The organism is Rhodococcus sp. no. 34 (genome assembly GCF_054589475.1).
Genome location: NZ_BAAILK010000041.1, coordinates 258487 through 282780, shown reverse-complemented (window position 1 = coordinate 282780; position 24294 = coordinate 258487). Strand labels below are relative to the sequence as shown.

The window sequence follows — 24294 nt, the reverse complement described above, 5'->3', positions numbered from 1 at the left end:
CGGTCGGCAACCTTGGTTGCCGACCGCCACACGTGTGGTCGTCCGTGCCCTGAAGAGGGCGTCACGTCCGAACTGCATCACTCTCGAAGTACGCCCGAAGAAGGGCGGGAGAGCTAGTCCTGCTCGAACCTGCGTTTGAATCGATCTTCCATCCGCGACGAGAATCCGCCGCCGGACTTCCGGCCGCGTCCCCGCCCGGATCCGCCGGCACTACCCCTACCCGGCGGACCGGAGGGATGATTGCCACCTTCGGAAGCGGAGTCGGCGGCCGGCGCAGACTTACGTCCACCACCCCAGAGGAACAACACCCCTGCGCCGAACATGAACAAGAAACCGAACAGGCTGATGATCGGAAAACCGCCCGGCTTGAGCGGGAGTGCAACCCCCGCGATCAGCAGGACCAGACCCAGCACGAATAGAGCCGCTGCTTGGAACCGCCGTCTACTCGACGGCGCCCGCATACGGCCGCCCCTCACATTGGAGGCGAACTTGGGGTCTTCGGCATAGAGAGCGCTCTCGATCTGATCGAGCATGCGCTGCTCGTGCTCGGAGAGTGGCACGGTACCTCCCCCGGCACTGGAAGTTTGGCAACCACCCCACGGTGTGAGGCGGCGGGTAATCAAGTTGGACGATTACCTGTTTTCATAATACGAGCAGTTTAGGTCTCGGACCACCAACTCCGGGTACGAGTTCCGCCACAAGCGTACGTATTCGTGTCGAAGGGCCCCGATTCGGCTCCATTTGCCTGTGCGGACCAGGAAATTCCCCGGAAACAACTGCCGACACGGACCATTTGTTCACGACGCTCGCAAATGCTCGGACGCGTCCTGACCGATGAAATCTTCGACCGCCGTGAGAAAACGGCCGACCTCGGCGAAGAATGCGTCGGAATCGGAGTCCGTGATCACGATCGACACGCCGGTTTCCACGGCCGCACGCGTAGAGGACCACCCTGCGAAGAACTTCGACCACGCTCCGAACGCGGGCGCTGCGGCGTCCATCAGAACCCACGCGTTTCCGCTTCGCTTGCGCTTCGAGCCGGCACCGGCAGGAGCTGCGGCCAACACTGCCCCGGCACCACGTAGGGCCGCCAGGTAGGCACACCGGAACCGGTCGGCAGGATCGCCCGCCCCAATCGCTTCCTCGAGAAGCGCATCCGCCTTCCGGAGCAGCCCCCACGCCACACCGGACTTTCCCACTCGAGCAGTGCGGTCGCTGGCGTCCCTCGCGCCGAAGGACCGCCTCGCCGACATCGGCAATCGAGAAATTGCGGCATCCGACGGACTCGACAACTCGGCAGGAAGAGTTCGTTGGCACTTCACACGTTCAGGCTTCACACGCTCGGACATCGGGGCACCTCCTGCACCGTGAGGATCCAAGACCAGGTGGGCCGGAGATGCCCGCTTCCCTTCGGGCATCTCCGGATCACCCACATCGAACATCTGTTCGACCTATTCAATATAACTGCACCCACCGACACGCCGTCAAGAGAAGAGGTGAGACCGGTCGACCCGCAGATCGCCTGGACACCACATACGGTCGACCTCGATCGCGCAGAATTCGCGAGTCGACTCCACGAGGCACTGGCCGTGTACGTCACCGCGATGGACTATCCGCGAGGAACCGAGTTCCATCGCGCACCGATGTGGCAGGAGCACGCGAACCGGCCTGGCTGGAAGGCAGTCGGCGCATTGGCGGTTCCTCAGCAACCGTCACACGAAAATCTGCCGCTGGTGGGGATCGCTTACGGGTATCGCGGGAGCCCGGACCAGTGGTGGCATCAACAGGTACTGCACGGGCTTCGGCGCTCGGGTCGTCCCCAGAGCGAGATCGACGCGATTCTGAGCGACTACTTCGAACTCACCGAACTTCACGTGCATCCGAACGGACAAGGTCACCGGTTGGGCGAATCGCTCTTGCGCCACCTCCTCGTCGATCGACCCGAACGCAGTGTTCTGTTGTCGACACCCGAGGTGTACGACGAGGACAACCGAGCCTGGCGGCTGTACCGTCGCCTCGGCTTTCGTGACGTGCTCCGCAGATTTCGTTTTGCCGGCGACAACCGGCCGTTCGCAGTCCTCGGCCGTGGACTGCCGCTGTGAGCGCGCTTCTCGACGCCGTCGTCGTCGGCTCCGGACACAACGCGCTCGTATCGGCCGCCTACCTCGCACGCGAGGGTTGGTCGGTCGAGGTTCTGGAGAAGGACACGGTTCTCGGCGGCGCCGTCTCGACCGTCGAGCGATTTCCCGGATACAAGGTGGACCGGGGGTCGTCGGCACACCTCATGATCCGACACAGCGGCATCATCGAGGAACTCGGACTCGGCGCGCACGGACTGCGCTACATCGACTGTGACCCGTGGGCGTTCGCGCCGCCCGCCCCGGGCACCGACGGGCCGGGCATCGTGTTTCACCGCGACCTCGACGCAACCTGCTGGTCCATCGAACGAGCATGCGGGACAAAGGACGCCGACTCCTACCGGCGATTCGTCGCGGTCTGGTCGGAGCGCAGTCGACATGTCATGAAAGCGTTTTCCGCACCGCCCACCGGATCGAACCTGATCGGTGCGTTCGGAGGTCTCGCCACCGCACGCGGCAACAGCGAACTGTCTCGGCAGTTCCTCGCGCCTGGCGACGCACTGCTCGACGAGTATTTCGACAGTGAGGCACTCAAAGCAGCACTTGCGTGGTTCGGCGCCCAGTCCGGGCCTGCGATGTCGGAACCGGGAACCGCTCCGATGGTCGGCTTCGCGGCCCTCATGCACGTCTTGCCGCCAGGGCGAGCAGTCGGTGGAAGCGGCGCACTGAGTGCTGCGTTGGCCTCCCGGATGGCTGTCGACGGCGCCACGGTCGCGCTCGGTGACGGCGTGACGTCGATCCGTCGAAACTCGAGTCACTGGACCGCCACAACCGAGAGCGGTCGAGAAGTTCACGCTCGCAAGGTAATCGCCGGGTGCCACATCCTGACCACGCTCGACCTCCTGGGCCGAGGGGGCTTCGACCGAACCACGCTCGATCACTGGCGGCGGAAAATCAGGGTCGGCCCCGGCATCGGCGCGGTACTTCGACTGGCGACATCCGCGCTTCCGTCGTACCGCGGCGACGCCACGACACGGGAAAGTACCTCGGGATTGCAATTACTCGTCTCCGATCGCGCACACTTGCGCACTGCACACGGCGCAGCACTGGCGGGGGAACTTCCTCCTCGCCCTGCGGTTCTCGGAATGAGTTTCAGCGGAATCGATCCCACGATCGCCCCGGCCGGTCGGCATCAGGTGACACTGTGGTCGCAGTGGCAACCGTATCGCCTCAGCGGACATCGCGATTGGGCATCGGTCGCCGAGGCGGAGGCCGACCGGATCGTCGGCGAGATGGAGGCTTTCGCACCCGGGTTCGCCGATTCCGTCCTCGACCGGTTCATTCAGACTCCCCGGGACATCGAGTCGGAATTGGGGATGATCGGCGGAAATGTCATGCACGTCGAGATGTCACTCGATCAGATGATGTTGTGGCGACCGCTTCCGGAACTGTCCGGCCATCGTGTTCCGGGAGCAGACGGGTTGTATCTGACCGGAGCATCGACTCATCCCGGTGGCGGTGTGTCCGGAGCCAGCGGTCGCAGTGCGGCTCGAATCGCACTGTCGGACAGCCGCCGGGGCGCGACTCGTCGTTGGATGCGTCGTTCGAGCAGGTCGTGAAGGTCACCCGCCGAACTTCACCCGCCGACACGCCCCCGCCTCGATGACTGGCTACGCCACGGCTGGCACGATGACCACTGTGCAACAGTCCACCGATCCCGCCGCCAAGCCGACCAGTCGGAAACGTTTCCTGACGGTTGCCGCGCTCGCCCTCATGCTTGTTCCCTTGCTTGCCGGGTGCATCCGCGTGCAGGTGTCGATGGGAGTGTCCGCGAACGATCGTGTGACCGGACAGGTGGTAGCTGCCGCTATTCCGGCGAACGAGGCGGACAAGGGTCCGCAGCTGACCCCACCTTCGTCGCTGGAAGACAAGATACGGGTTCAGGAGTACAAGAAGGACGGGTACGTCGGCAGCCAGGCGTTCTTCAGCGACTTGTCCTTCGGTGACGTCGCCCAACTGGGCTCCATGTACGCCGAGGGGTCCGGGTCGTTCCAGATCACCCTCAAGCGATCCGGGGACACCGTCACGCTCGACGGCAAGGCAGACCTGAAGACGGTTCCGACTCAGGGCGCCGACGTCCAGGTCAGCATCGCCTTCCCGGCACGGGTCGGCACGACCAACGGAACACGAGACGGCGATTCCCGGGTGTCGTGGACCTTGCCCGCCGGCGAGGTGTCCACGATGCGCGCCGAGGTCAACTACGCGGACCCAAGCACCCGAAGCTTCGCCGGGTGGGCAGGAATCATGGCCGGGCTGGCGCTCGGTGTCGCGATTGTCGTCGGTGCGATGGCCTGGATGGCGCGCAATCGAGCACCGATCAAGCGCGCGCCGGCCGCGAAAGCACCGGTCATGAAGACGCCTGTCACGAAATCACCTGCCAGCAAGCAAGCTGACAACAAGAATCCGAAAAACACCACGAAATAGCGCCTGACGATTGCCCCCCTCGATTGGTGTCGAGCGGGGCAACCGGAGATCAGACGGCTTGTGCTGTCCCGACCGAAGTGTCGGGAGTGAGACCGAGTCGCTCGAGGACCTCACTGGTGGCGCGCGCAAAGTTCAACGTGATGAAGTGCAGGCACGGAGCGCCTTCGGCGATCAACCGCTCACCCATCTCGGTGGCCAGATCGATGCCGAGTTCGCGGACCGCTGCACGGTTCTCGTCCGGACCGCTTCCGGCCGCGGCGTCGAATCGACGCTCGAGAGCGGGGGGCAACGACGAGCCCGAGAGCTCGAGCATGCGCCGCACCGAGCGCAGCGACGTCACCGGCATGATCTCCGGGATGATCGGCTTGGCGCCCTGTTCTGCGTCGTACGCACTCACCCGGTCACGAAGACGCAGGTAGTCCTCCACGTCGAAGAACATCTGTGTGATCGAGTACTCTGCGCCGGCACGCAACTTCGACACCAGGTACTTCGTGTCGTATGCCAAGTCCGGAGCGCGGTAGTGCCCCTCGGGGAACGATGCGACGCCGACGTGGAAGTCGCCCAGGTCACGGACCATCCGCACGAGTTCCTCGGCGTACTCGACGCCTTCGGGATGCTTCTTCCACTCGCCGAGCGGATCGCCGGGCGGATCGCCGCGCAATACGAGGATGTTGCTGATCCCACGATCGGCGTAGGCACCGACCATGGCGCGAAGCTCTTCGGTGCTGTGTGAGACAGCAGTCAGGTGAGCAACCGGCAGCAGGGTCGTCTCTTCGGCAAGTTCGCCGGTGACACGCACCGTACGATCGCGCGTCGAGCCACCTGCGCCGTAGGTCATCGAGACGAACGCCGGTCCGAGCCGCTCGAAGGTACGCACCGCACGCCACAGGCGCGCTTCGGCGTCCGCGTCACGCGGCGGCGAAAACTCGACCGAGAACGGAATACGGCTACCTGTCGAGGAAGCGATCCGATCGACGATCGACGGTGTTCGGGTGGCCCACCCCTCGCTGGAGCGGCCCCTGACTGGATCGAATGTCACCGGTCAAGCATATGTTTTCCAGCTGCAAACAAGCTCATCGCCCAGTACTGCGTATCCCGAATGTCAGGATCGCGCAGTTCACGGCCCGACCCGCCGTTGATTCCAGCCCCTACTAAGCTGGGCCCCAAGCTCGCTTCCGTGTAACCATCCGGCGCGAGAACATACCGATCTTGGAGGCCACCCTGTCCGCAGGAACCGCGCGCGTTGGACAGAGTTCGACCAACACCGCACCGCATCCGACCTCACTCGAACTGCCAGGTTTGTTCGAAGCAGCGCTCCGCGACTTCTTCGCTTCACGCCGCGAACTCGTCACGAACATCGGCGGTGGATACGAGAAGGCCGTCAGCACCCTCGAGGCCTTCGTCCTGCGCGGAGGAAAGCGCGTCCGACCGTCGTTCGCCTGGACGGGATGGCTCGGCGCCGGAGGCGACCCGAACGGGAAGGACGCAGACGCGGTGATTCGTGCGTGCGCCGCCCTCGAACTGGTGCAGGCCTGCGCGCTCGTCCACGACGACATCATCGACGCATCCACGACCAGGCGCGGCTTCCCGACCGTTCACGTCGAATTCGAGGACCAGCACCGAGACGAGGAGTGGAGCGGCGACTCCGCGCACTTCGGCGAGGCCGTCGCCATTCTTCTCGGCGACCTGGCCTTGGCCTGGGCGGACGACATGATCCGAGAATCCGGGATCAGCCCCGAGGCGGCCGCACGTGTCAGCCCGGTCTGGTCGGCAATGCGCACCGAGGTGCTCGGTGGCCAATTCCTCGACATCAGCAACGAAGCCCGAGGCGACGAGACCGTCGAGGCAGCCATGCGGGTCAACCGCTACAAGACCGCCGCGTACACGATCGAACGCCCACTGCACCTCGGCGCCGCGCTGTTCGGTGCGGACGCCGAGTTGGTCGATGCCTACCGGTCCTTCGGCACGGACATCGGTATCGCCTTCCAACTTCGCGACGACCTGCTCGGTGTCTTCGGAGATCCGTCCGTCACGGGCAAACCGTCGGGCGACGATCTCATCGCCGGTAAGCGAACTGTCCTGTTCGCGATGGCGCTTGCCCGCGCCGACGCCGCAGATCCGGCGGCAGCAGAACTGCTCCGCAACGGAATCGGCACGCAGCTGACCGACACCGAGGTCGACACTCTGCGCCAGGTGATCACCGATCTGGGCGCCGTCACCGACGTCGAAACGCAGATCGACACCCTCGTCGAGGCAGCTGCGAACGCCCTCGACTCGAGCACGGCAACGGCAGAGTCCAAGGCTCGCCTGACCGACATGGCGATCGCGGCCACGAAGCGAAGCTACTGACCGTGGCACACGTGCACCGCACTCGAACCGTCAGCTCGCCGACCGATCGAGTCGTGATCGTCGGCGCGGGACTTGCCGGACTGTCTGCGGGGTTGTATCTGCGTGGCGCCGGCCGCGACGTCACGATTCTCGAGAGCAACAGCTCGGTCGGTGGGCGAGTCGGTGTCTACCAGGGCAATGACTACAGCATCGACAACGGCGCAACGGTGCTCACGATGCCCGAACTCGTCGAAGACGCGCTTGCCGCCGTCGGTGCCGACCCAGCCTCGACAAACCCCAAATTCGTTGTGCACAAGCTCGATCCGACGTACCACGCGCGATTCGCAGACGGCACCGCTCTCGATGTCCACGCCGATCCAGAAGACATGGCTGCCGAGGTCTCCCGTGTCTGCGGGCCGGAAGAAGCGCAGCGATACCGTGCGTTGCGGCGATGGCTGAACCGGATCTTCGACGCGGAATTCGACCGCTTCATGGACGCCGACTTCGATTCTCCCCTCGGACTGGTCAATTCGCGTGACGCAGTCAAAGATCTGAGCCGGCTCGTCGCACTGGGAGGATTCGGGAAACTGGGCGGGCAGGTGGATCGCAAGATCCGCGACCCTCGCCTCCGGCGGATCTTCACCTTCCAAGCGCTGTATGCGGGCGTTGCTCCGTCTCGGGCCCTCGCGGTGTACGGGGCGATCGCTCACATGGACACCTCACTCGGCGTCTACTTCCCCGAGGGCGGAATGCGCACGATCGCCGAGTCGATGGCCGACGCCTTCACCGAGGCCGGCGGAATTCTGCATCTCGGCCGCACTGTCGAACGCCTCGAGGTGAGCGATCGGCGCGTGCACACCGTTCACACACGCGACGGCGAGCGCTTCGACTGTGACGCCGCCGTCCTCACTCCCGACATGGCCGTCACGGACTCGCTGTTGCGCCCGCATACGCGATTGCGTCCGCGCCCGGTGCGTACATCGCCGTCCGCTGTCGTGATTCACGGCACTGTTTCCTCCGCGGTCGCCGACGAATGGCCCGCGCAGCGACACCACATGATCGACTTCGGCGAGGCGTGGAAGCGTACCTTCGCCGAGATCACGGCACGCCGCGGCCGCGGGCGACTGATGAGTGATCCGTCACTGCTCGTCACCCGACCGGCACAGACCGATCCGAGCCTGGCCTTCTCGCGAGACGGCCGAATCCGTGAACCGCTGTCAGTCCTCGCGCCGTGTCCGAATCTGGACAGTGCAAGTCTCGACTGGTCGACTCTCGGCCCGCCCTACGTGCGCGAAATCATCCTCACGCTGCAAGAACGTGGCTACACGGGACTGGTCGAAGGGTTCGAGATCGATCACGTCGACACCCCGCAGACCTGGCTCGAGAAGGGCATGGCCGCGGGTAGCCCGTTCGCAGCGGCACACACCTTCACCCAGACGGGGCCGTTCCGACGCAAGAACCTCGCCCGCGGCTTCGACAACGTCGTTCTCGCCGGATCGGGAACCGTTCCGGGGGTGGGAGTACCGACCGTTCTGCTGTCCGGACGGCTCGCCGCCGAACGTATTACCGGTACACGCGAGCGAGCCAGCGCGGTGGGCACTCGTGCGAGCAACTAAACTAGCCCCTCGTAACCGACCATTCATCCACGATTCACCGACTCGGGCGCTGCATGCGCCGATCGACACCGATCTCCTCGGGGGAGGAACCTGCACCGATGACGTCCTCTGCCGCAGCCACTGAAAGACCGTGGCACCTAAGGGCCGCCAATTTCCTTCGGACTCCCGAAGGTCACAGTGCACTGCTCGGTTTCTTCGGCGCAGTCATGATCACTTTCGGCGGATTCGGTGCCGGTAGCGTCCGGCGCCAAGATCCGCTGCTCGAGTCGATGCATCTGTCCTGGCTCCGTTTCGGACACGGATCGATTCTGTCGGCGGCCATCGTCTGGATCGGTGTCCTGTGCATGATCGCCGCCTGGGTTCGACTGGGCCGCTCGACTCTGCGCGGTGACGTCTCGTTGCGCGGATTGCGCTACGTCGTCCCGGTCTGGACGTTTCCGCTGCTGTTCGCGGTGCCCATGTTCAGCCGTGATGCCTACTCCTACCTGGCGCAAGGCGCGTTGTTGCGCAACGGCTTCGACCCGTATGCCGTCGGCCCCGTCGTCAATCCGGGAATCCTGCTCGACAACGTCTCCAACGTGTGGACGACGACAACTACCCCGTACGGTCCGGTTCACCTTCTCCTTGCCGACGCCATCGTTCGGCTGACCGGTGAGAACGTCATCGCCGGCACGATGCTGTTGCGGATCACGATGCTCCCCGGACTCGCCCTGATGATGTGGGCCGTTCCCCATCTCGCGACGAAGCTCGGCGGAAACACCTCGATCGCCCTGTGGCTCGCAGTACTCAATCCCCTCGTCCTGATCCACCTGATCGGCGGCGTTCACAACGAGATGCTCATGGTCGGCCTCATGGCCGCAGGCATTGCGCTCGCTCTCGAACGCAAGCACCTCTTCGGGATCGGGCTGATCGCGCTCGCCGTCGCGATCAAGGCAACCGCAGGCGTCGCACTTCCCTTCATAGTCTGGATCTGGATGATCCACGAGCGGGAGGACGCCGCAGCGGCCGGGCGAGAACCGGCGTCACCGATCCGATCGTTCGTCAAAACGGCCGGCGCAGGTTTCGCGGTGTTCGTGGCGGTACTCGGATCCACCTCACTGATCGCCGGAGTCGGCCTCGGCTGGACGACGGCACTCTCCGGTTCGGCAAAGATCATCAACTGGCTCTCGCTGCCCACGATCGTGGCGCACATCGGAACCATGGCAACCTCCTGGTTCGCCGGCGACCATTTCAACGACATCCTCGAAGTCTCCCGGACCATCTCGGCGGTTGTGTTGATCGCGATCATCGCCGTCGTGTGGTGGCGCTACCGCAAGACCGAGCGCGACGCCGTCATGGGCATCGTGATCGTGATGGTCGCCATCGTCGTTCTGTCCCCCGCAGCACTCCCCTGGTACTACTCCTGGCCGCTGGCAGTAGCTGCCGGTTTCGCAATGTCGCCGACGACTCTCGCCGTACTGACCGGGCTGTCCACCTGGCTGATGCTGGTGTTCCAGCCGGACGGATCGATCGGCCTCTACACGTTCCCGCACGTGGCTCTGGCCATCGTCGCTGCCGTGATCGCGGCGATGTCCTTGCAGACGGAAGACCCACTGCGACTTCGTGGACGCAAACACGAGAAACCGATCGAAATGACGTCAGCCGCCTCGGCGCCCTCGACGTCAGGATCTGCGTGATCCGCGTGTCATGAACGCACTGCCTGCGTCCTATGAATTCTGCGAGGACGTGACGAGGGAACACGGCCGAACGTACTTTCTGGCCACCCGGTTGTTGCCCGTACCTCGACGCCGCGCAGTTCACGCGCTCTACGCATTTGCTCGCGTCGTCGACGACATCGTGGACGAACCCTCGGGTCCGCATGAACGAGGCACGGTGCTCGCCGACGTCGAACGTGCAGCCGTCAACGCACTCGACAACCCCACTGCGACAGGTGGCTTCCCGTCGACGGTTCCCCTCGACCTGACACGCGTACTCCCGGCCTTCGCGGATGCTGTGAAGACGTTCGACATCCCGCGCGCATATTTCGACGCCTTCTTCGAGTCCATGCGGATGGACGCCCCCGACACGGCGAAGTTTCGACCCGTTTACAACACGATGGACGAACTCAGCGAGTACATGTACGGCTCTGCCGTCGTCATCGGTTTGCAGATGCTCCCGATTCTCGGAGTGAGCGTTCCGCAGCAGGAAGCTGTAGTGCCCGCGTCGAATCTCGGTGAGGCGTTTCAGCTGACCAACTTCATCCGCGACGTCGGTGAAGACCTCGACCGGGGACGTCTGTATCTACCGGCGGGCGAGTTCGCCGCATTCGGGGTCGACATCGAGATGCTCGAGCACGGGCGCAGAACCGGAACGGTGGACGTTCGGGTCAAGCGCGCGCTGGCACACTTCATTGCCGTGACGCGGGGGAGGTATCGGTCTGCCGAATCTGGCATCCCGATGCTCGATCGGCGGGTCCAGCCGTCGATCCGCACGGCTTTCGTGTTGTACGGAGCAATTCTCGACCAGGTCGAGCGCGCCGACTTCCGGATACTGCATCGACGTGTGTCCGTTCCCGGACGCACGCGACTTCGAGTCGCTGCGCCGGGTCTGGTCCGGTCGGCAACCTACGCGGCGAAAAACCGCATGCGGTGAGTTGTCAGAAGGCCGGCAGCTCAGAAAGCCATGGCCTGTGCGCGGCGGATGACCTCACGCGCGAGATCACCATGCAGTGCGTCCACCGGGCGCCCCGGCAGGGAATCGTCGGCCAGGAACAACCAGCGGAGGATTTCGACATCGGTGTAGCCGCCGTCGTGCAGCACCGCCAGCAGACCGGGCAGCCACTTGACGATCTGGCCGTCCTCGCCGAAGAACACTTCGGGGACACCGAGAACGCCATGCCGCTTGACTGCGATGATCTTGTGATCGCGAAGCAACTGGTGAACCTTGCTCACCGGCAACCCGACGTTCTTCGCCACATCCACCAGCTGGAACAGGGAAACCGAAGAATCCAGGACATCATCACAATAAGGAATCGCGCTCACCGCGAGAAGTTTATCCGGTCCGGCGAGCCCGCTGTGTACCGCCCGGTGCAGTGCTCGAAACTGCCGCTCCGCTCAGGTCACAGCGCTCTGTGACGTTCTCGAGACTTCCGCGTCGGTATCGCTGGCTACGATGGACGGGATGCGGCGTATCAGTAACCGGGATTTCGCGGTGGATGTAAATGGGTGCCCTCACTGCGGGAGCCAGTACGCGGTAAACAACCACCCACATGCCGACAGCTACCACCTAGACCGCAAGCAGACAGATCGCAAGCACGGAGGAACAGTCATTACGGAGGTCGAGGGTTGATCGGCGAAATGCTCGAGCGCCGCTATCGAGTGGACGCACCGATCGCGCGCGGCGGTATGTCGACCGTGTATCGAGGCCTCGATACACGGTTGGATCGACCTGTCGCGATCAAGGTGATGGACCCGCAATTCGCCGGCGATCCAGCGTTCCTGACTCGTTTCGAGTTCGAGGCCCGGGCCGTGGCCCGACTCAAGCATCCGGCCCTTGTGGCCGTCTACGACCAAGGCAGCGATCGCAATCACGTGTTCCTCGTGATGGAACTCGTCGACGGTGGAACCTTGCGTGAACTCCTTCGTGAGCGCGGACCGATGCCGCCACACGCAGTCGCTGCAGTCGTGGCACCTGTCCTGGACGCGTTGGCGGTGGCGCATCGAGCGGGACTGGTGCACCGTGACGTCAAACCCGAGAACATCTTGATCTCGGACACCGGCGAAGTGAAGATCGCCGACTTCGGATTGGTGCGTGCAGCTGCGGCAGCAACCACCACCTCCAACAGCGTGATCCTCGGCACCGCGGCCTATCTGTCGCCGGAACAGGTGACGTCAGGAATTGCCGACACTCGAAGCGACGTCTATTCCACCGGCGTGTTGATGTTCGAACTTCTCACCGGTACAACACCGTTCACCGGCGATACGTCACTCTCCATCGCCTACCAACGCATCCACGACGATGTCCCGCGCCCAGGTTCACGTATCCCCGGTGTACCGGCGCAGTTCGATCGTCTGGTTGCCGAAGCCACTCACCGCGAGCCCGCACATCGTTTCGCCGACGCCGGTGAGATGGCAGCTGCACTTCGCAGTGTGAGCGAGCAACTGGAACTTCCGTCATACCGCGTTCCCGCTCCGCGTCGAAGCGCCCAGCACCAGAGCGCGCAAGTTGCCCCGGCCCGGCCACAACCGGCGCCTGCGCCTCCCACGGAGGTACACCCGAACTCTGCTGCGCGCCCGAACCCTGCTGCCACGACTGTATTGGCGTCCGGCGTGGCCCCGGCTGTGGCAGCCACCACGGCGCTCGGCACGGGCTCTCCTCCCCCTGGCGGTATCCAGCACACTCGCGCGGTCACCGCACAAACTGCTCGTCCGGCGATGGTCGACGGCGACTCGGATTTCGACGACGGTTCCGATTTCGGCGACGACCACCCGGGGCACGACGATCCGCATGCTCATTTTGTCGAGGCACGACGCAAATCGCGACGAGCCACCCTGATCTGGCTGCTCGTCATCGCGGTCCTCGCGCTCGCGTTGGGCTTCGGCGGATGGTGGATGGGATCGGGCCGCTATACAGCCGTTCCCTCGATCGACGGGCTGACAAAGGACACTGCGGTCACCGCTCTGCAGGACGCCGGGCTCTCCCCCGACGTCCAGGGTCAGTACTCCGACGCCCAACCCATCGACACGGTGATCGGGACAGACCCGGCCTCCGGCTCCAGGGTTACCAAAGGCTCGACCGTCGCGCTGCTGACTTCGCTCGGGCGTCCGACTGTCCCGCCCATTCCGGCCGGCGGCGACGTCTCGGCCCTGGGCGCACAACTCGCCGATCGCACTCTCGTCGCGGTCGACGGCGGGGACACATTCAGCTCCAAGATCCCGATCGGCGGCGTGGCCGCGCTCGACCCGGCACCGGGAACCGAAGTTGCCGTGGGCTCCTCGGTCAAGGTCATCACATCCAAAGGGTCACCGCCCGTGGACATTCCCGATGTGAAGGGCATGTCCGAGAACGCTGCGCGCGCCGCCCTCGACAAGGTAGGTATCTCAGTCAGCACCACCAGAACAACGTTCGACGACGCCGTCGAGGGCGGAGGCGTGATCGGCACCGATCCCGCAGTCGGGTCCTCCGTCAACGCCGGCACCTCCGTGGTTCTGCTCATCTCCGACTCCGTCAAGGTTCCCTCGCTGATCGGCCGCTCCGTCTCTTCAGCACGCGAAGAACTCGGCCGCCTCGGCCTCGAGATCACCGTGCGTCAGCTCACCCAGAACGACAGCTCGGTCATCATCAGCCAGAGCGTCAAGAACGACCTCGTTGCCAAGGGCACCGACATCAGCGTCGTCGCAATTCCCTGACAGTCCGCTTCGGCCTAATCTGAATTCATGGCCACGTGGGAACCCGAGAGCATTGGGATACTCGACTTGCCGTCGGGGAGATCGATTCGGGGTCGAGGACTCCGCAATCCACTTCCTTCGGGACCTCTCCCCACCTTCGGCGTCTATCTGACCGGTAAAGAACCTCCCGACACCGAGTGGGAGTCGGAGTGGGTCCGCTGGCGAGATTTCTGGTTGCCTAGCGATCCCGATGCGCTGCGCAGGGCCTTGCACGAAGTGTGGGTGCGCTCGGAAACCGAAAGAGTCGAGATCGCGTGCGGTGGTGGATACGGCCGCACCGGAACAGCGTTGGCCGCTCTTGCCGTCATGGACGGAGTGCCCAGTGACGGAGTGCCCAGTAAGGACGCCACCGCGTACGTTCGCGCACGTTACTCACCTCGCGCCGTCGAAATGCCCTGGCAGCGCCGATTCGTCACACGATTCACGCAATAGCGAACGCCCCCACCTGCGCGAGCGGGTGAGGGCGTTTGCCGAAAATCTATGCCGGCGCGAATCAGCTTCGGCGAAGCAGGGTTTCAGCCTCGCAGCATCTCGGCCACGAGGAACGCGAGCTCCAACGACTGTTGGGTGTTCAATCGGGGGTCGCACGCCGTCTCGTAGCGACCGCCGAGATCGAGGTCGGAGATGTCCTGCGCGCCGCCGAGGCACTCGGTGACGTTCTCACCGGTCAGCTCGACGTGGATGCCACCCGGATGCGTGCCGAGACCGTTGTGGACCTCGAAGAATCCCTGGACCTCGTCGACGATGCGGTCGAAGTGGCGCGTCTTGTACCCGGTGGAGGCTTCGTGGGTGTTGCCGTGCATCGGATCGCACTGCCAGATGACCTGGTGACCGGTGGCTTGGACCTTCTCGATGATCGCCGGCAGCAGGTCGCGGACCTTGCCGTTGCCCATGCGCGAGATCAGAGTCAGACGACCTGGCTTGTTGGTGGGGTCGAGACGCTCGACGTATTCCACCGCCATTTCCGGCGTCGTGCTCGGGCCGATCTTGAGGCCGATCGGGTTGGACACCAACTCGGCGAAGGCGATGTGTGCGCCGTCGAGCTGACGAGTGCGGTCACCGATCCAGAGGAAGTGAGCCGACAGGTCGTAGAGCTTGGGGTGATCGCTGTCGTTGTCGAGACGCAGCATCGCGCGCTCGTAGTCGAGAACCAGGGCCTCGTGGCTGGCAAAGATCTGTGCCTGGTGCAGGCTCGGATCGGTGACGCCACACGCGTTCATGAACTGCAGGCCGCGGTCGATCTCGGCTGCCAGTTGCTCGTAGCGTGCGCCCGCGGGCGACGCTGCGACGAATTCGCGGTTCCAATCGTGCACCTTGTGCAGGTCGGCCATGCCGGCGCCGGTGAGTGCGCGAACCAGGTTCATCGCGGCGCTGGCGTTGGCGTATGCACGCACCAGTCGCGAAGGATCGTGGGCGCGGACTGCCTCGTCGGCGACGAGCGAGTTGATCATGTCGCCGCGGTAGGACTTCAGACCCAACGAGTCGATGTCGGCCGAGCGCGGTTTGGCGTACTGGCCGGCGATGCGAGCGACCTTGACGACCGGCATCGAGGAACCGTAGGTGAGCACGACGGCCATCTGCAGCAACGTGCGGATGTTTCCCTTGATGTGCGGCTCGGTGTTGTCCGCGAAGGTCTCGGCGCAGTCACCGCCCTGGAGCAGAAATGCCTCACCACGCGCGACCTGCGCGAGACGCTCTTGCAGCGCCTCGACTTCGCTGGCCACCGTGATGGGAGGCACGCTCTCGAGCACAGTCCGCATGGCGGCCGCCTGGTCAGCGGGCCACGAGGGCTGCTGAGCAGCGGGCTTCGCGAGCGCCTCGTCGAGCTGCTTACGCAGTCCGGCAGGCAGCGGCGGGAGTTCGGGCAAGCGGTCGATCGGCACGTCGACAGTCCAGTTCACCTCTACAGGATATTCGCTCGCTCGTCGGCGCGTCACACAGGCTCTCGATCGCAGCCCAATCGGAACACTTCCCGCGCACCGAAACCTGGGTCAGCGAAGTGACCGTGCAGCCGAAATGGCGTCGAACTTCACGAGGTTGTGCCTGGCGTCGGCAAGTGCGTCGTGTGCGTCGGCGGGCGCCGACGGGAGGGCAGGACTGCCGTTGTCTTCCCAGAACTGTCGGAGTTCGCGGGTGTACCGCGGCATCGACTGCGGTAGTTCCGTCATGTCGCCCCACAACTGGCACAGCGCGACGTGGTCGTAGGCGGCGACCCACGCCCAGAGCTCCGGAACCACCATCGGCCGCGGAACGAAGAATTTCAGAAGATCGTCGCGGATCTTCTCGCGTGATTTCCACAGCGGCGACGAAGGCTGCGGCAACTTCGGCAGCACGTTCTTGCGCACCCAACTACCTGCACGGGCGGGATCGAACTCCGTCGAAACCGCGTAGTACTCTCGGCCGTCCTCACAGACAACGCCGATGGACACGAGATCGATGGTTCGACCGTCTTCGATGAATTCACAGTCGTAGAAGTAGCGCACGTCCGAAAACTATGCCGCACGCGCAGGCTCTGGAGCCAATGCGCGTGCGGCCGGTGTGGGAAATCTCTAGCTGGCTTGTGCGTCCGGGAGCGAATCCTTGTCGGTCTTCGCGGATTCCTTCGACTCGGCCGAGGCCACGAGATCGACAACCGACTCGCTGCCTTCCGCCGGAACGTCGACGGCAGCTTCGGGTTTCGTGGGCGCCTGGTTCTTGAGGCTCGCCGCGTAGATGTCCACGTACTCCTGGCCGGAGAGTTTCATCAACTTGTACATCACCTCGTCGGTCACAGCGCGCTCGACGAAGCGGTTTCCGCCCATGCCTTCGAAGCGGGAGAAATCGATGGGTTCGCCGACGATCACGGTGACCTTGGCGGGACGCCACATCCGTGAGCCGATCGGATTCATCTTGTCGGTGCCGACCATCGCTACCGGGATCACCTTGACGCCCGATTCAAGTGCGAGGCGCGCCATTCCGGTCTTGCCTTTGTAGAGGCGACCGTCAGGCGAGCGCGTCCCCTCGGGGTAGATACCCAGCAGGCTGCCCGAACCGAGGACCTTGAGACCGGCGTTGAGTGCATCCTGCGCCGCGTCTGCACCGGTTCGGTCGATGGGGACCTGACCGACCGCGGTGAAGAACCACTTCTGGAAAGCGCCCTTCAGACCGGAACCGGTGAAGTACTCACTCTTGGCAAGGAAAGTGATGCGGCGGTTGACGCGAAGCGGAAGGTAGAACGAGTCCAGAACCGCCTGGTGATTGCTGGCCAGAATGGCCGCCCCGTCAGTCGGAATGTTCTCGTGACCCTTGACCGTCGGACGCCCGAGCAGCCAGAGAATCGGCCCCAGCAACACATACTTGAAGAGCCAATACCACACGGCGTCCCTCCCATTCACAGCTGAATTTCGCTGAGTACGACCTTACTGCCGACCGGTAACCCCCGCTACACACGCCCCTGCAGGATCGACCCGATCACAGTCCGGCAGACGTGGTTCCAGCGCCGTCGACCCCACCGAGATCCTGAGGCACTACCGATCGGGCCAAAGCGGCGGCGCCGACCATGCCCGCAGCTTCGCCCAGCTGAGCGGAACGGATGCGGGCCAGTGGGCGGTGCTTCGCCCCGGTCAACAATGTCGCGTATTGCTCGCGGGCGTCGTCGAGAAACAGTGGGGCAGAACTCGCGACGCCGCCGGCGATCACGACCAGATCGGGATCGTAGACGTCACCGACCATGGCCAGACCCACGGCCAGCCAACGGGTGAACTCGGCGATCGTTGCCAGCGCGAGTGGGTCACCGTCCTGCGCGGCGTTGGCGATCCGGCGACCGGTGAGCGAACCAGGATCCACCGCTACCTCACGCGCCAGGACCGTCGACGCGGCCGGGTCGGCGGCAAGCAGTTCGATTGCCGTGTCGACGAGCGCCGTTCCGCTGCAATAGCGCTCCCAACACCCACGTTTGCCACACGCGCACTGACGCCCGCCCGGAACGACCTGGATGTGGCCCAGTTCGGGAGCGACGCCGTGACTCCCCCGGTACAGCTCACCGTTGATCAGCAGCGCTCCACCGATTCCGGTCCCGATCGCCACCATCACGACATTGCGGCCACCTGCGGCCGCGCCGAATCGGTGCTCCGCGAACGCCGCTGCATTGGCGTCGTGTTCGAGAACGACCGGCAAGCCGAGCCGCTTGCTCAAGTCACTTCCGACCGGCGCGTCCACCCATGGCAAGTGCGGAGCGAACCGAACCGAGCTTCGATCGGAGGTGATGAAGCCGGCGACCGCCAACCCCACGGCCGATACCTCGTGCCTGGTGACCAATTCGCGCACGACGCGATCGAGACCGTCTTCGAGTGCCCTGGCCGACTGCGGGGTCGGGGCTTGAATCATCTCGAGCACTTGTCCGTCGACGTCCACGACGGAGGCCCTGATACTCGTCCCGCCGACGTCGATGCCGACCGTCAAGATGTCGTCCATGGTGGAGTCGGAGACCGCTTTCAAGCGGCGCGCGCTCATCGCGACGATTCCCGCGCGAGCGGCGTCCGCTGGAGTGCGCACCCTGAATCGGTGCCTCGTGCGTCGGTGACCATTGTGTCGATTGTGCTCATCTCGGGCCGTTCGCTCTACCCGGGGTACTGAGTCAGTCCTTGACCGTCACGTTGATCGGGACAAATGCCGCCGTGCGAGTTCGCTCCGCACCTGGCGTCGTCGGACCGCCGTCCGGTCCACGATCGGGACCTGACGGCCCCCCGAGAAACTCGTCGAGAATCTCACGAAGCAACGCAAGGAATGCTGCTGCTTGACCCGCGAGGAATGCCAACAGTTCGTGGTGCTCACCGCGAACCAGTGCGGCGAGGGCGCACACCGGGCACCAGCTGCAGCCGGTGAACACCGGCTGCGTGTCCGTGGACGCCGAGTCACTCGCAACGTCTGCCGTCGCTGCTGCGGCCTTCTGCAGCACCGGTTCCAGGCGCGTCAGAACGGTTTCCGCCAGCGCGCGAAACTCCGCGACGAGGCGCTCGTGCTCTTCGCTCATACCGGCCACACCGCGGGATCCGGGCTGAACCGGATGATCAGGTAACTGCCGTCCAACTCCGCCCCGTTCACGACACAACGACGCAGCACCGACGCCAAACGAACTCTGCGTCGTACGCCGTCTGCTCCCACCAGCACATCGTCCTCCACCCGGCCCAACGACAACGACGACGGATCCACGAGCGGAAGGTACATCCGCATCACGTACACCGAATCGACTCCGGTCCCGGACTCCAACGACACCACGATGTTGTCCGCGGTACCGACGGTGCCCGAATCCGTGCCCGTTCCACCCTCGAACGTGGCCGCGATCTCGCCCAGAGCGGCCAACCCTACCGGTTCGGCGCAAGCGCGTTCGACCGTTGTGACGGACATTCCATCGGTTGATCCACGCAGTTCGTCCACGACGAGTGCCTGAGCCGCCCGGATCGACGCGAGCCACTGCGCCGCCGGTGAATCGTCGACACCCTTCCCGGCGGACGAGTTGAACTGCGGGACAAGGTTGTTGACCACAATCCCGTCAACTCGCAACCCGGCCAGAGCCAGCCCGGACAACGTCCGACGAGTCGCCGCGACCGACACGCCGTCGGCCGACGTCACCACACGCACGCCGGTGTTCTCCCGATCCGAGAGGTGAACCGCGATCCGATCCACCGACGCGAGCACGCGTTCGACGACGGACACGAGCAGGAGCAGCCGCATGTCCGTACCTGTCACAGCGACCATCCGCCTGTGCCGCGGCCACAATCGCTCGAGATACTCCGACACCATCGACGGCGAGCCGAGTATCCGCAGCGCTTCGGCGGCGGCCGGACAGTCCACGATCACGAGGTCGTAGTCGCCGCTGTCCGAGAAGTTGACGATCTCGGCGAGCCCGAGGATGTCTTGGATGCCCAGGGATCCCGTCAACTCTTCCGGTTCCAAGCCCTCGAACGACGAACCGTGTTCGTGATCTCCCGCTCCGAAAGTTCCTGCAGCGTCGATCAACCCCGACAATCCTCGGAACTTGTCCTCGAGGAGCGCTGACGTGTCGAGTTGCCGGACGTCGAGACCCTCGGTGAGAGATGTGGTCGTTCGCGGATTCGGCACGCCCAGGACGTCTGCAAGAGAACCTGCCTGATCGATCGACACGAGCAGCACTCTCGCCCCATCGGTCGCAGCCGACACAGCAGTCGCTGCGGCAAGCGTCGTCGTGCCTACTCCGCCTTTACCGACGAACAGTTGAACGCGCGATCGTTGCTCCGGCACTCAGCCCTCGACTCGCTTCTTCAGTTCCTTCAGAGCTGTGTCGGTGATGATCTTCTCGGCCTTGCGCTTGAACAGACCGATCATCGGAATCGTCAGGTCGACCGTCAACTCGTAGGTGACCGACGTGGTGCCGTTCGGGCCGGGCTCGAGTGTGTACGAACCGAATTGGGACTTCTGAATCTCGCCCGAGATCAGCTCCCAACTCACCGCCATACCGTCCGGTGCCCACGAATACTGCAGTTCGTAGGTGTCCTTCACCATCCCCGCGTCGAGGACGAAACGTACTCGGTCCGCGCGGCCGCCCTGTCCCGGCGCCGTCACCTCGACGGACTTCGCCGCGGCCACCCAGTCGGGGTACCGCTCGAAATCGGCGATGACGTCCATCACGGCGTCGGCAGGAGCGTCGATGCTGATCAACCCCTTGGTCTTCTCGGCCATACGACTGCGCTACCTTCCTTCGTCAAAAGTCCAGAACCTGCACAACGTGCAGTGCTTCGATTATCAGTCCGGTGCTACTCCGGCGGCACGTCCCGCTTCGAGTTCGCGCTTGAGCTGGAACGACATGACCTTGCCATCGACCCGACGCTTGCGGTTCATCCCGGCGAGGTCGAGGGTCGCCAGATCGGACGGCGATACGCCGACCGGCTCACAGTGCAGGAAGTAGTGCGCGATCGTCCCGTCCATGACCGGTTCGAGCCACACCTCCATGGTGCCGACCAGCTGACCGGACACTCCCCAACGGAATCCTGCGGGACCGCGATCTTCCCGGACTTCGAGCTCGAGATCACTGAACCAGCGACGCCACTGCGCGCGCGAGGACAACAGTTCGGCGACCCGCTCGGGCGGGGCGGCGATGAAAGTCTGGTCTGCGACCTGAATGCTGCTCACCGAAGTAGCTTCACATATCGCGTCCGCGAAGCGTCGAGGGGTGTCGCAACACTACATACCGGACAGACTGTAAGCCTGGCCACAACTGCGTCGGACATGCGACTACAGTAGGAGACGAAAACCCTACTCGTCAGTATTTCGCAGTGTCGGAGGTATTTCGTGCCTGAGTTCAGCGCACCCCAGACGTTCACCATTCCCGAGGATGCCTCCGCGGTCGACTCGGTCTTCGCCTTCGCGAAGACGAAGCCGGCGGCGGTTGTCTACAAGCGCAAAGTCGGAAATGCATGGGTCGATGTCACTGCAGGCGATTTCGCCGCTCAGGTGACTGCCGTCGCCAAGGGCCTCATCGCGATCGGAGTCGAGCAGGGCGACCGCGTCGGCCTCATGTCGGCGACGCGTTTCGAATGGCCGCTCGTCGACTACGCCATCTGGGCAGCCGGTGGCGTGACGGTTCCGATCTACGAAACCTCCGCAGCCGAGCAGGTTCGTTGGATTCTCGAGGACTCCGAAGCAATCGACCTCATCGTCGAGAACGACACTCACGCCGCGACCGTGAAGGACGTCGCTGCAGCCGCCCCCGCGCTGCGCACGGTCTACCAGATCGATGCCGCGGCGGGCGGTAAGGGTGTCGTCGAGGAATTGACCGCACTGGGCGCCGACATCTCCGACGAGGACGTCCACGCCCGCGTCGCGGCACTGAAGGCATCCGATCCCGCGACCCTGATCTACACGTCGGGCACCACGGGCCGACCCAAGGGCTGCCAGCTGACGCACTCCAACCTGATTGCCGAGTCGAAGGGCATCCTCGACTCCAACCTCGGCACGCTGCTCAAGACTCCTGGCGTCCGCACGCTGATGTTCTTGCCGCTCGCGCACGTTCTCGCTCGCGCAGTCAGCATCGCGTCGTTCGACGCCGGTGCAGCGCTGGGGCACACGAGTGACATCCCGAACCTCGTTCCGACGTTCGGCGAGTTCAAGCCCGACTTCATCCTCTCGGTGCCGCGCGTGTTCGAGAAGGTCTACAACAGCGCACGCGCCAAGGCGCACGGCGACGGCAAGGGAAAGATCTTCGACGCGGCCGCAGACACCGCCGTCGCGTGGAGCGAGGCGCAGGACAAGGGCGGCGCCGGCATCGTTCTCAAGGCCAAGCACGCTCTCTTCGACAAGCTCGTGTACTCGAAGCTGCGCGCAGCGCTCGGCGGGCAGTGCCAGCTGGCCATTTCCGGTGGTGCACCTCTGGGCGCTCGACTCGGCCACTTCTTCCGCGGTATCGGCGTCACGATCTACGAGGGCTACGGACTGACCGAAACCACCGCGGCCTTCGCCGTCAACACCATCGGCGCACAGAAGGTCGGTTCTGTCGGAAAGCCGTTGGCCGGCAACTCCGTTCGTATCGCAGAAGACGGCGAAATCCTCCTCTCGGGACCGGTGGTCTTCACCGGCTACTGGCGCAACGAGAAGGCCACCGCCGAGTCGATCGAGAACGGCTGGTTCCACACCGGCGACCTCGGCACCGTCGACAAGGACGGCTACATCACCATCACCGGCCGCAAGAAGGAAATCATCGTCACGGCAGGCGGCAAGAACGTCTCCCCCGCTCAGCTCGAAGATTCCCTTCGCGCGCACCCGCTGATCAGCCAGGCCATCGTGGTCGGCGACCAGAAGCCTTTCATCGGCGCCCTCATCACCATCGACGCCGAAGCTCTTCCCGCCTGGAACGAGCGCAACAACAAGGCCGCAGGAACCACAGCGGCCGACCTGGTTTCGGACGGCGAACTGGTCGGCGAAATCCAGGACGCCATCGACGAGGCCAACAAGCTCGTCTCACACGCCGAGGCGATCAAGAAGTTCCGCATTCTTCCGGTCGACTTCTCCGAGGACACAGGCGAACTCACGCCCACGATGAAGCTCAAGCGCAACGTCGTGCACGAGAGCTTTGCCGCCGACATCGAAAAGATCTACGCCAAGTAGTCTTTCGCCGATCAGTCCTCTGCCGACACGAACGTGCCGACACGAACGGCCCGCACCGAATTCGGTGCGGGCCGTTCGCGTTCGAGTCCCGGCTGCTCAGCCGAGGAGATTACGCAGTTTCGAAGCGAGCGTGTCCCACTTCCAGTCTTCGGCAACCCATGCCCGGCCGGCTGCTCCCATCGCGGCCGCGCGATCACGATCGGACAGCACCTCGATCACGGATTCGGCGACGTCGCGAACCGAGGTGCCGTCGACCACGAGCCCGGTCTTGTTCTGCTGCACCGTTTCCGGAGCGCCACCACTGCGCCCGGCGATGACCGGCACACCGGTAGCCGAGGCCTCGAGGTAGACGATTCCCAGTCCTTCGACGTCCAATCCGGCGCCTCGGGTACGGCACGGCATGGCGAACACGTCGGCGATCGTGTGGTGCGCCGCCAACTCTGCGGCGGGCACCGTGCCCGTGAAGACGACGTGATCGTCCATCCCGGTCTTACGCGCCAATTGGCGGAGATAGTCCTCGTACGGCCCACCTCCGACGATCACCAGTACCGCCCCGTCAATGCTCTTGCGTACGGTCGGCAGCGCCTTGATGAGCATGTCCTGCCCCTTGCGTGGCACGAGCCGCGACAGGCACAGGATCGTGGGCCGCTCGCCCAGCCCGTATCGCTTACGCAGTTCCGCGCGGGCGACCGAGTCCGGGTGGAACACTGACGTGTCCACTCCGGAAGGAAGGTGCTCGAGCGCCGCTTGCGGGCCGAAGGCCGCCGAGAACCGCCCACGGGTGTATTTGCTGACGAACGTCACCGCATCGGTGTGGTCACCGATCACACGCAACGACTGCCGCGCACCGGGAATCATCGACCATCCGACCTCGTGGCCGTGAGTACTCGCGATCACTCGGCTCGCTCCGGCGCGTCGAACAACCGGTGCCAACAACGCCAACGGCGCTGCCGCACCGAACCAGACCGACTCGCAGTCGTGCTTCTTGACCAACTTCGCGGCTCGACGAGCAACAAAAGGCGACGGCAGCATCAGCGTCGTCGGGTGCCGAACGACCTCGAAAGGCTGTGCCGCATCGAACTTCTTGTGTGAGTCGCCCCGCCACCGCGGTGCGTACACCACCAACTTGTCCGGCGGCAGATGCCCGGCGAACGTGTGGAGATAGGACTGGATACCTCCGGGGCGAGGAGGAAAATCGTTGGTCACCAAGAGGGTCCGGCGCATCCGTCCACCGTAGGGCACTCG

General features: G+C 64.3%; 23 protein-coding genes. 10 read left to right on the top strand and 13 right to left on the bottom strand.

All coding sequences use genetic code 11. The features are described 5' to 3' along the window. Window positions 1-113: 113 nt before the first annotated feature. Both ACYP01_RS18825 and ACYP01_RS18820 read right to left on the bottom strand, forming a co-directional pair. Entirely contained in the window at window positions 114-560 is a 447-nt protein-coding gene (locus tag ACYP01_RS18825; protein WP_003941660.1) for a DUF3040 domain-containing protein, read from the bottom strand. 237 nt (window positions 561-797) lie between these two features. Beyond that, window positions 798-1349 carry an SAV_6107 family HEPN domain-containing protein gene (locus ACYP01_RS18820; RefSeq protein ID WP_223304500.1) on the bottom strand — a complete coding sequence of 184 codons (552 nt, stop codon included), beginning with the start codon at window positions 1347-1349 and terminating at the stop codon, window positions 798-800. Between the two features lie 147 nt (window positions 1350-1496). Here ACYP01_RS18820 and ACYP01_RS18815 point away from each other — a divergent pair, with 147 nt between their 5' ends. From ACYP01_RS18815 to ACYP01_RS18805, 3 genes are all read left to right on the top strand, one after another. After that, on the top strand, window positions 1497-2102 hold the full coding sequence (locus ACYP01_RS18815; protein WP_003941672.1) for a GNAT family N-acetyltransferase: 606 nt from the start codon (window positions 1497-1499) through the stop codon (window positions 2100-2102). Next, on the top strand, window positions 2099-3697 hold the full coding sequence (locus ACYP01_RS18810) for a phytoene desaturase family protein (RefSeq protein ID WP_042452826.1): 1599 nt from the start codon (window positions 2099-2101) through the stop codon (window positions 3695-3697). Before ACYP01_RS18815 ends, ACYP01_RS18810 begins: the two co-directional genes overlap by 4 nt. A gap of 70 nt (window positions 3698-3767) precedes the next feature. Next, window positions 3768-4562 (top strand): LppM family (lipo)protein, encoded by a 795-nt coding sequence (locus tag ACYP01_RS18805; protein ID WP_064444269.1) that lies wholly within the window; start codon window positions 3768-3770, stop codon window positions 4560-4562. 49 nt (window positions 4563-4611) lie between these two features. On the opposite strand, the gene ACYP01_RS18800 is transcribed toward ACYP01_RS18805, so the two are convergent. Beyond that, window positions 4612-5601 carry a methylenetetrahydrofolate reductase gene (locus tag ACYP01_RS18800; RefSeq protein WP_003941803.1) on the bottom strand — a complete coding sequence of 330 codons (990 nt, stop codon included), beginning with the start codon at window positions 5599-5601 and terminating at the stop codon, window positions 4612-4614. A 170-nt stretch (window positions 5602-5771) separates the two neighbouring features. Between ACYP01_RS18800 and ACYP01_RS18795 the strand changes: the two genes are divergently transcribed. The 4 genes from ACYP01_RS18795 to ACYP01_RS18780 all read left to right on the top strand — a co-directional run bounded on the left by ACYP01_RS18795 (window position 5772) and on the right by ACYP01_RS18780 (window position 11137). Further along, on the top strand, window positions 5772-6911 hold the full coding sequence (locus ACYP01_RS18795; RefSeq protein WP_080961139.1) for a polyprenyl synthetase family protein: 1140 nt from the start codon (window positions 5772-5774) through the stop codon (window positions 6909-6911). Between the two features lie 2 nt (window positions 6912-6913). Next, window positions 6914-8506, top strand: a complete 1593-nt coding sequence (crtI, locus tag ACYP01_RS18790) for a phytoene desaturase family protein (RefSeq protein ID WP_030537040.1) — start codon at window positions 6914-6916, stop codon at window positions 8504-8506. Window positions 8507-8604: 98 nt separating this feature from the next. Then, window positions 8605-10182 (top strand): alpha-(1->6)-mannopyranosyltransferase A, encoded by a 1578-nt coding sequence (locus ACYP01_RS18785; RefSeq protein WP_003941737.1) that lies wholly within the window; start codon window positions 8605-8607, stop codon window positions 10180-10182. Between the two features lie 10 nt (window positions 10183-10192). Beyond that, window positions 10193-11137: a phytoene/squalene synthase family protein gene (locus ACYP01_RS18780; protein WP_007730072.1), complete on the top strand. Its 945-nt coding sequence runs from the start codon at window positions 10193-10195 to the stop codon at window positions 11135-11137. A 20-nt stretch (window positions 11138-11157) separates the two neighbouring features. Here the strand turns inward: ACYP01_RS18780 and ACYP01_RS18775 are convergent, their stop codons facing one another. Then, a complete protein-coding gene (locus ACYP01_RS18775; RefSeq protein ID WP_003941747.1) occupies window positions 11158-11526 on the bottom strand; it encodes an Rv2175c family DNA-binding protein in 369 nt (122 codons plus the stop codon). 303 nt (window positions 11527-11829) lie between these two features. Here ACYP01_RS18775 and pknB point away from each other — a divergent pair, with 303 nt between their 5' ends. Together pknB and ACYP01_RS18765 are read left to right on the top strand one after the other, a co-directional pair. Beyond that, window positions 11830-13893 (top strand): Stk1 family PASTA domain-containing Ser/Thr kinase, encoded by a 2064-nt coding sequence (gene pknB, locus ACYP01_RS18770; RefSeq protein ID WP_007730071.1) that lies wholly within the window; start codon window positions 11830-11832, stop codon window positions 13891-13893. 27 nt (window positions 13894-13920) lie between these two features. Further along, window positions 13921-14364, top strand: coding sequence for a protein-tyrosine phosphatase family protein (locus ACYP01_RS18765; RefSeq protein WP_459681678.1), 444 nt, complete (start codon window positions 13921-13923; stop codon window positions 14362-14364). Between the two features lie 83 nt (window positions 14365-14447). Here ACYP01_RS18765 and ACYP01_RS18760 read toward each other — a convergent pair whose 3' ends face one another. The 8 genes from ACYP01_RS18760 to ACYP01_RS18725 all read right to left on the bottom strand — a co-directional run bounded on the left by ACYP01_RS18760 (window position 14448) and on the right by ACYP01_RS18725 (window position 21078). Further along, window positions 14448-15833 (bottom strand): class II 3-deoxy-7-phosphoheptulonate synthase, encoded by a 1386-nt coding sequence (locus ACYP01_RS18760; RefSeq protein WP_007730070.1) that lies wholly within the window; start codon window positions 15831-15833, stop codon window positions 14448-14450. A gap of 90 nt (window positions 15834-15923) precedes the next feature. Next, window positions 15924-16415 carry a polyadenylate-specific 3'-exoribonuclease AS gene (locus tag ACYP01_RS18755; protein WP_003941683.1) on the bottom strand — a complete coding sequence of 164 codons (492 nt, stop codon included), beginning with the start codon at window positions 16413-16415 and terminating at the stop codon, window positions 15924-15926. A 66-nt stretch (window positions 16416-16481) separates the two neighbouring features. Then, window positions 16482-17288, bottom strand: a complete 807-nt coding sequence (locus tag ACYP01_RS18750; RefSeq protein WP_047270098.1) for a lysophospholipid acyltransferase family protein — start codon at window positions 17286-17288, stop codon at window positions 16482-16484. Window positions 17289-17382: 94 nt separating this feature from the next. Then, complete coding sequence (locus ACYP01_RS18745; RefSeq protein ID WP_020969875.1) at window positions 17383-18423, bottom strand: ROK family protein; 1041 nt, start codon at window positions 18421-18423, stop codon at window positions 17383-17385. A gap of 124 nt (window positions 18424-18547) precedes the next feature. Next, window positions 18548-18943, bottom strand: coding sequence for a hypothetical protein (locus ACYP01_RS18740; RefSeq protein ID WP_042453569.1), 396 nt, complete (start codon window positions 18941-18943; stop codon window positions 18548-18550). Continuing rightward, window positions 18940-20190, bottom strand: coding sequence for an ArsA family ATPase (locus ACYP01_RS18735; protein ID WP_047270097.1), 1251 nt, complete (start codon window positions 20188-20190; stop codon window positions 18940-18942). Before ACYP01_RS18735 ends, ACYP01_RS18740 begins: the two co-directional genes overlap by 4 nt. Beyond that, window positions 20191-20628, bottom strand: coding sequence for an SRPBCC family protein (locus ACYP01_RS18730; RefSeq protein WP_459681673.1), 438 nt, complete (start codon window positions 20626-20628; stop codon window positions 20191-20193). A gap of 63 nt (window positions 20629-20691) precedes the next feature. Further along, the gene (locus ACYP01_RS18725) at window positions 20692-21078 is read right to left on the bottom strand and encodes an SRPBCC family protein (RefSeq protein ID WP_003941776.1); all 387 of its coding nucleotides are present in this window, start codon (window positions 21076-21078) and stop codon (window positions 20692-20694) included. 159 nt (window positions 21079-21237) lie between these two features. On the opposite strand from ACYP01_RS18725, the gene ACYP01_RS18720 reads away from it, so the two are divergent. Continuing rightward, window positions 21238-23049: an AMP-dependent synthetase/ligase gene (locus ACYP01_RS18720; protein ID WP_070160817.1), complete on the top strand. Its 1812-nt coding sequence runs from the start codon at window positions 21238-21240 to the stop codon at window positions 23047-23049. A gap of 96 nt (window positions 23050-23145) precedes the next feature. Here ACYP01_RS18720 and ACYP01_RS18715 read toward each other — a convergent pair whose 3' ends face one another. Beyond that, entirely contained in the window at window positions 23146-24273 is a 1128-nt protein-coding gene (locus ACYP01_RS18715) for a glycosyltransferase family 4 protein (protein WP_064444143.1), read from the bottom strand. Between the last annotated feature and the right edge of the window lie 21 nt (window positions 24274-24294).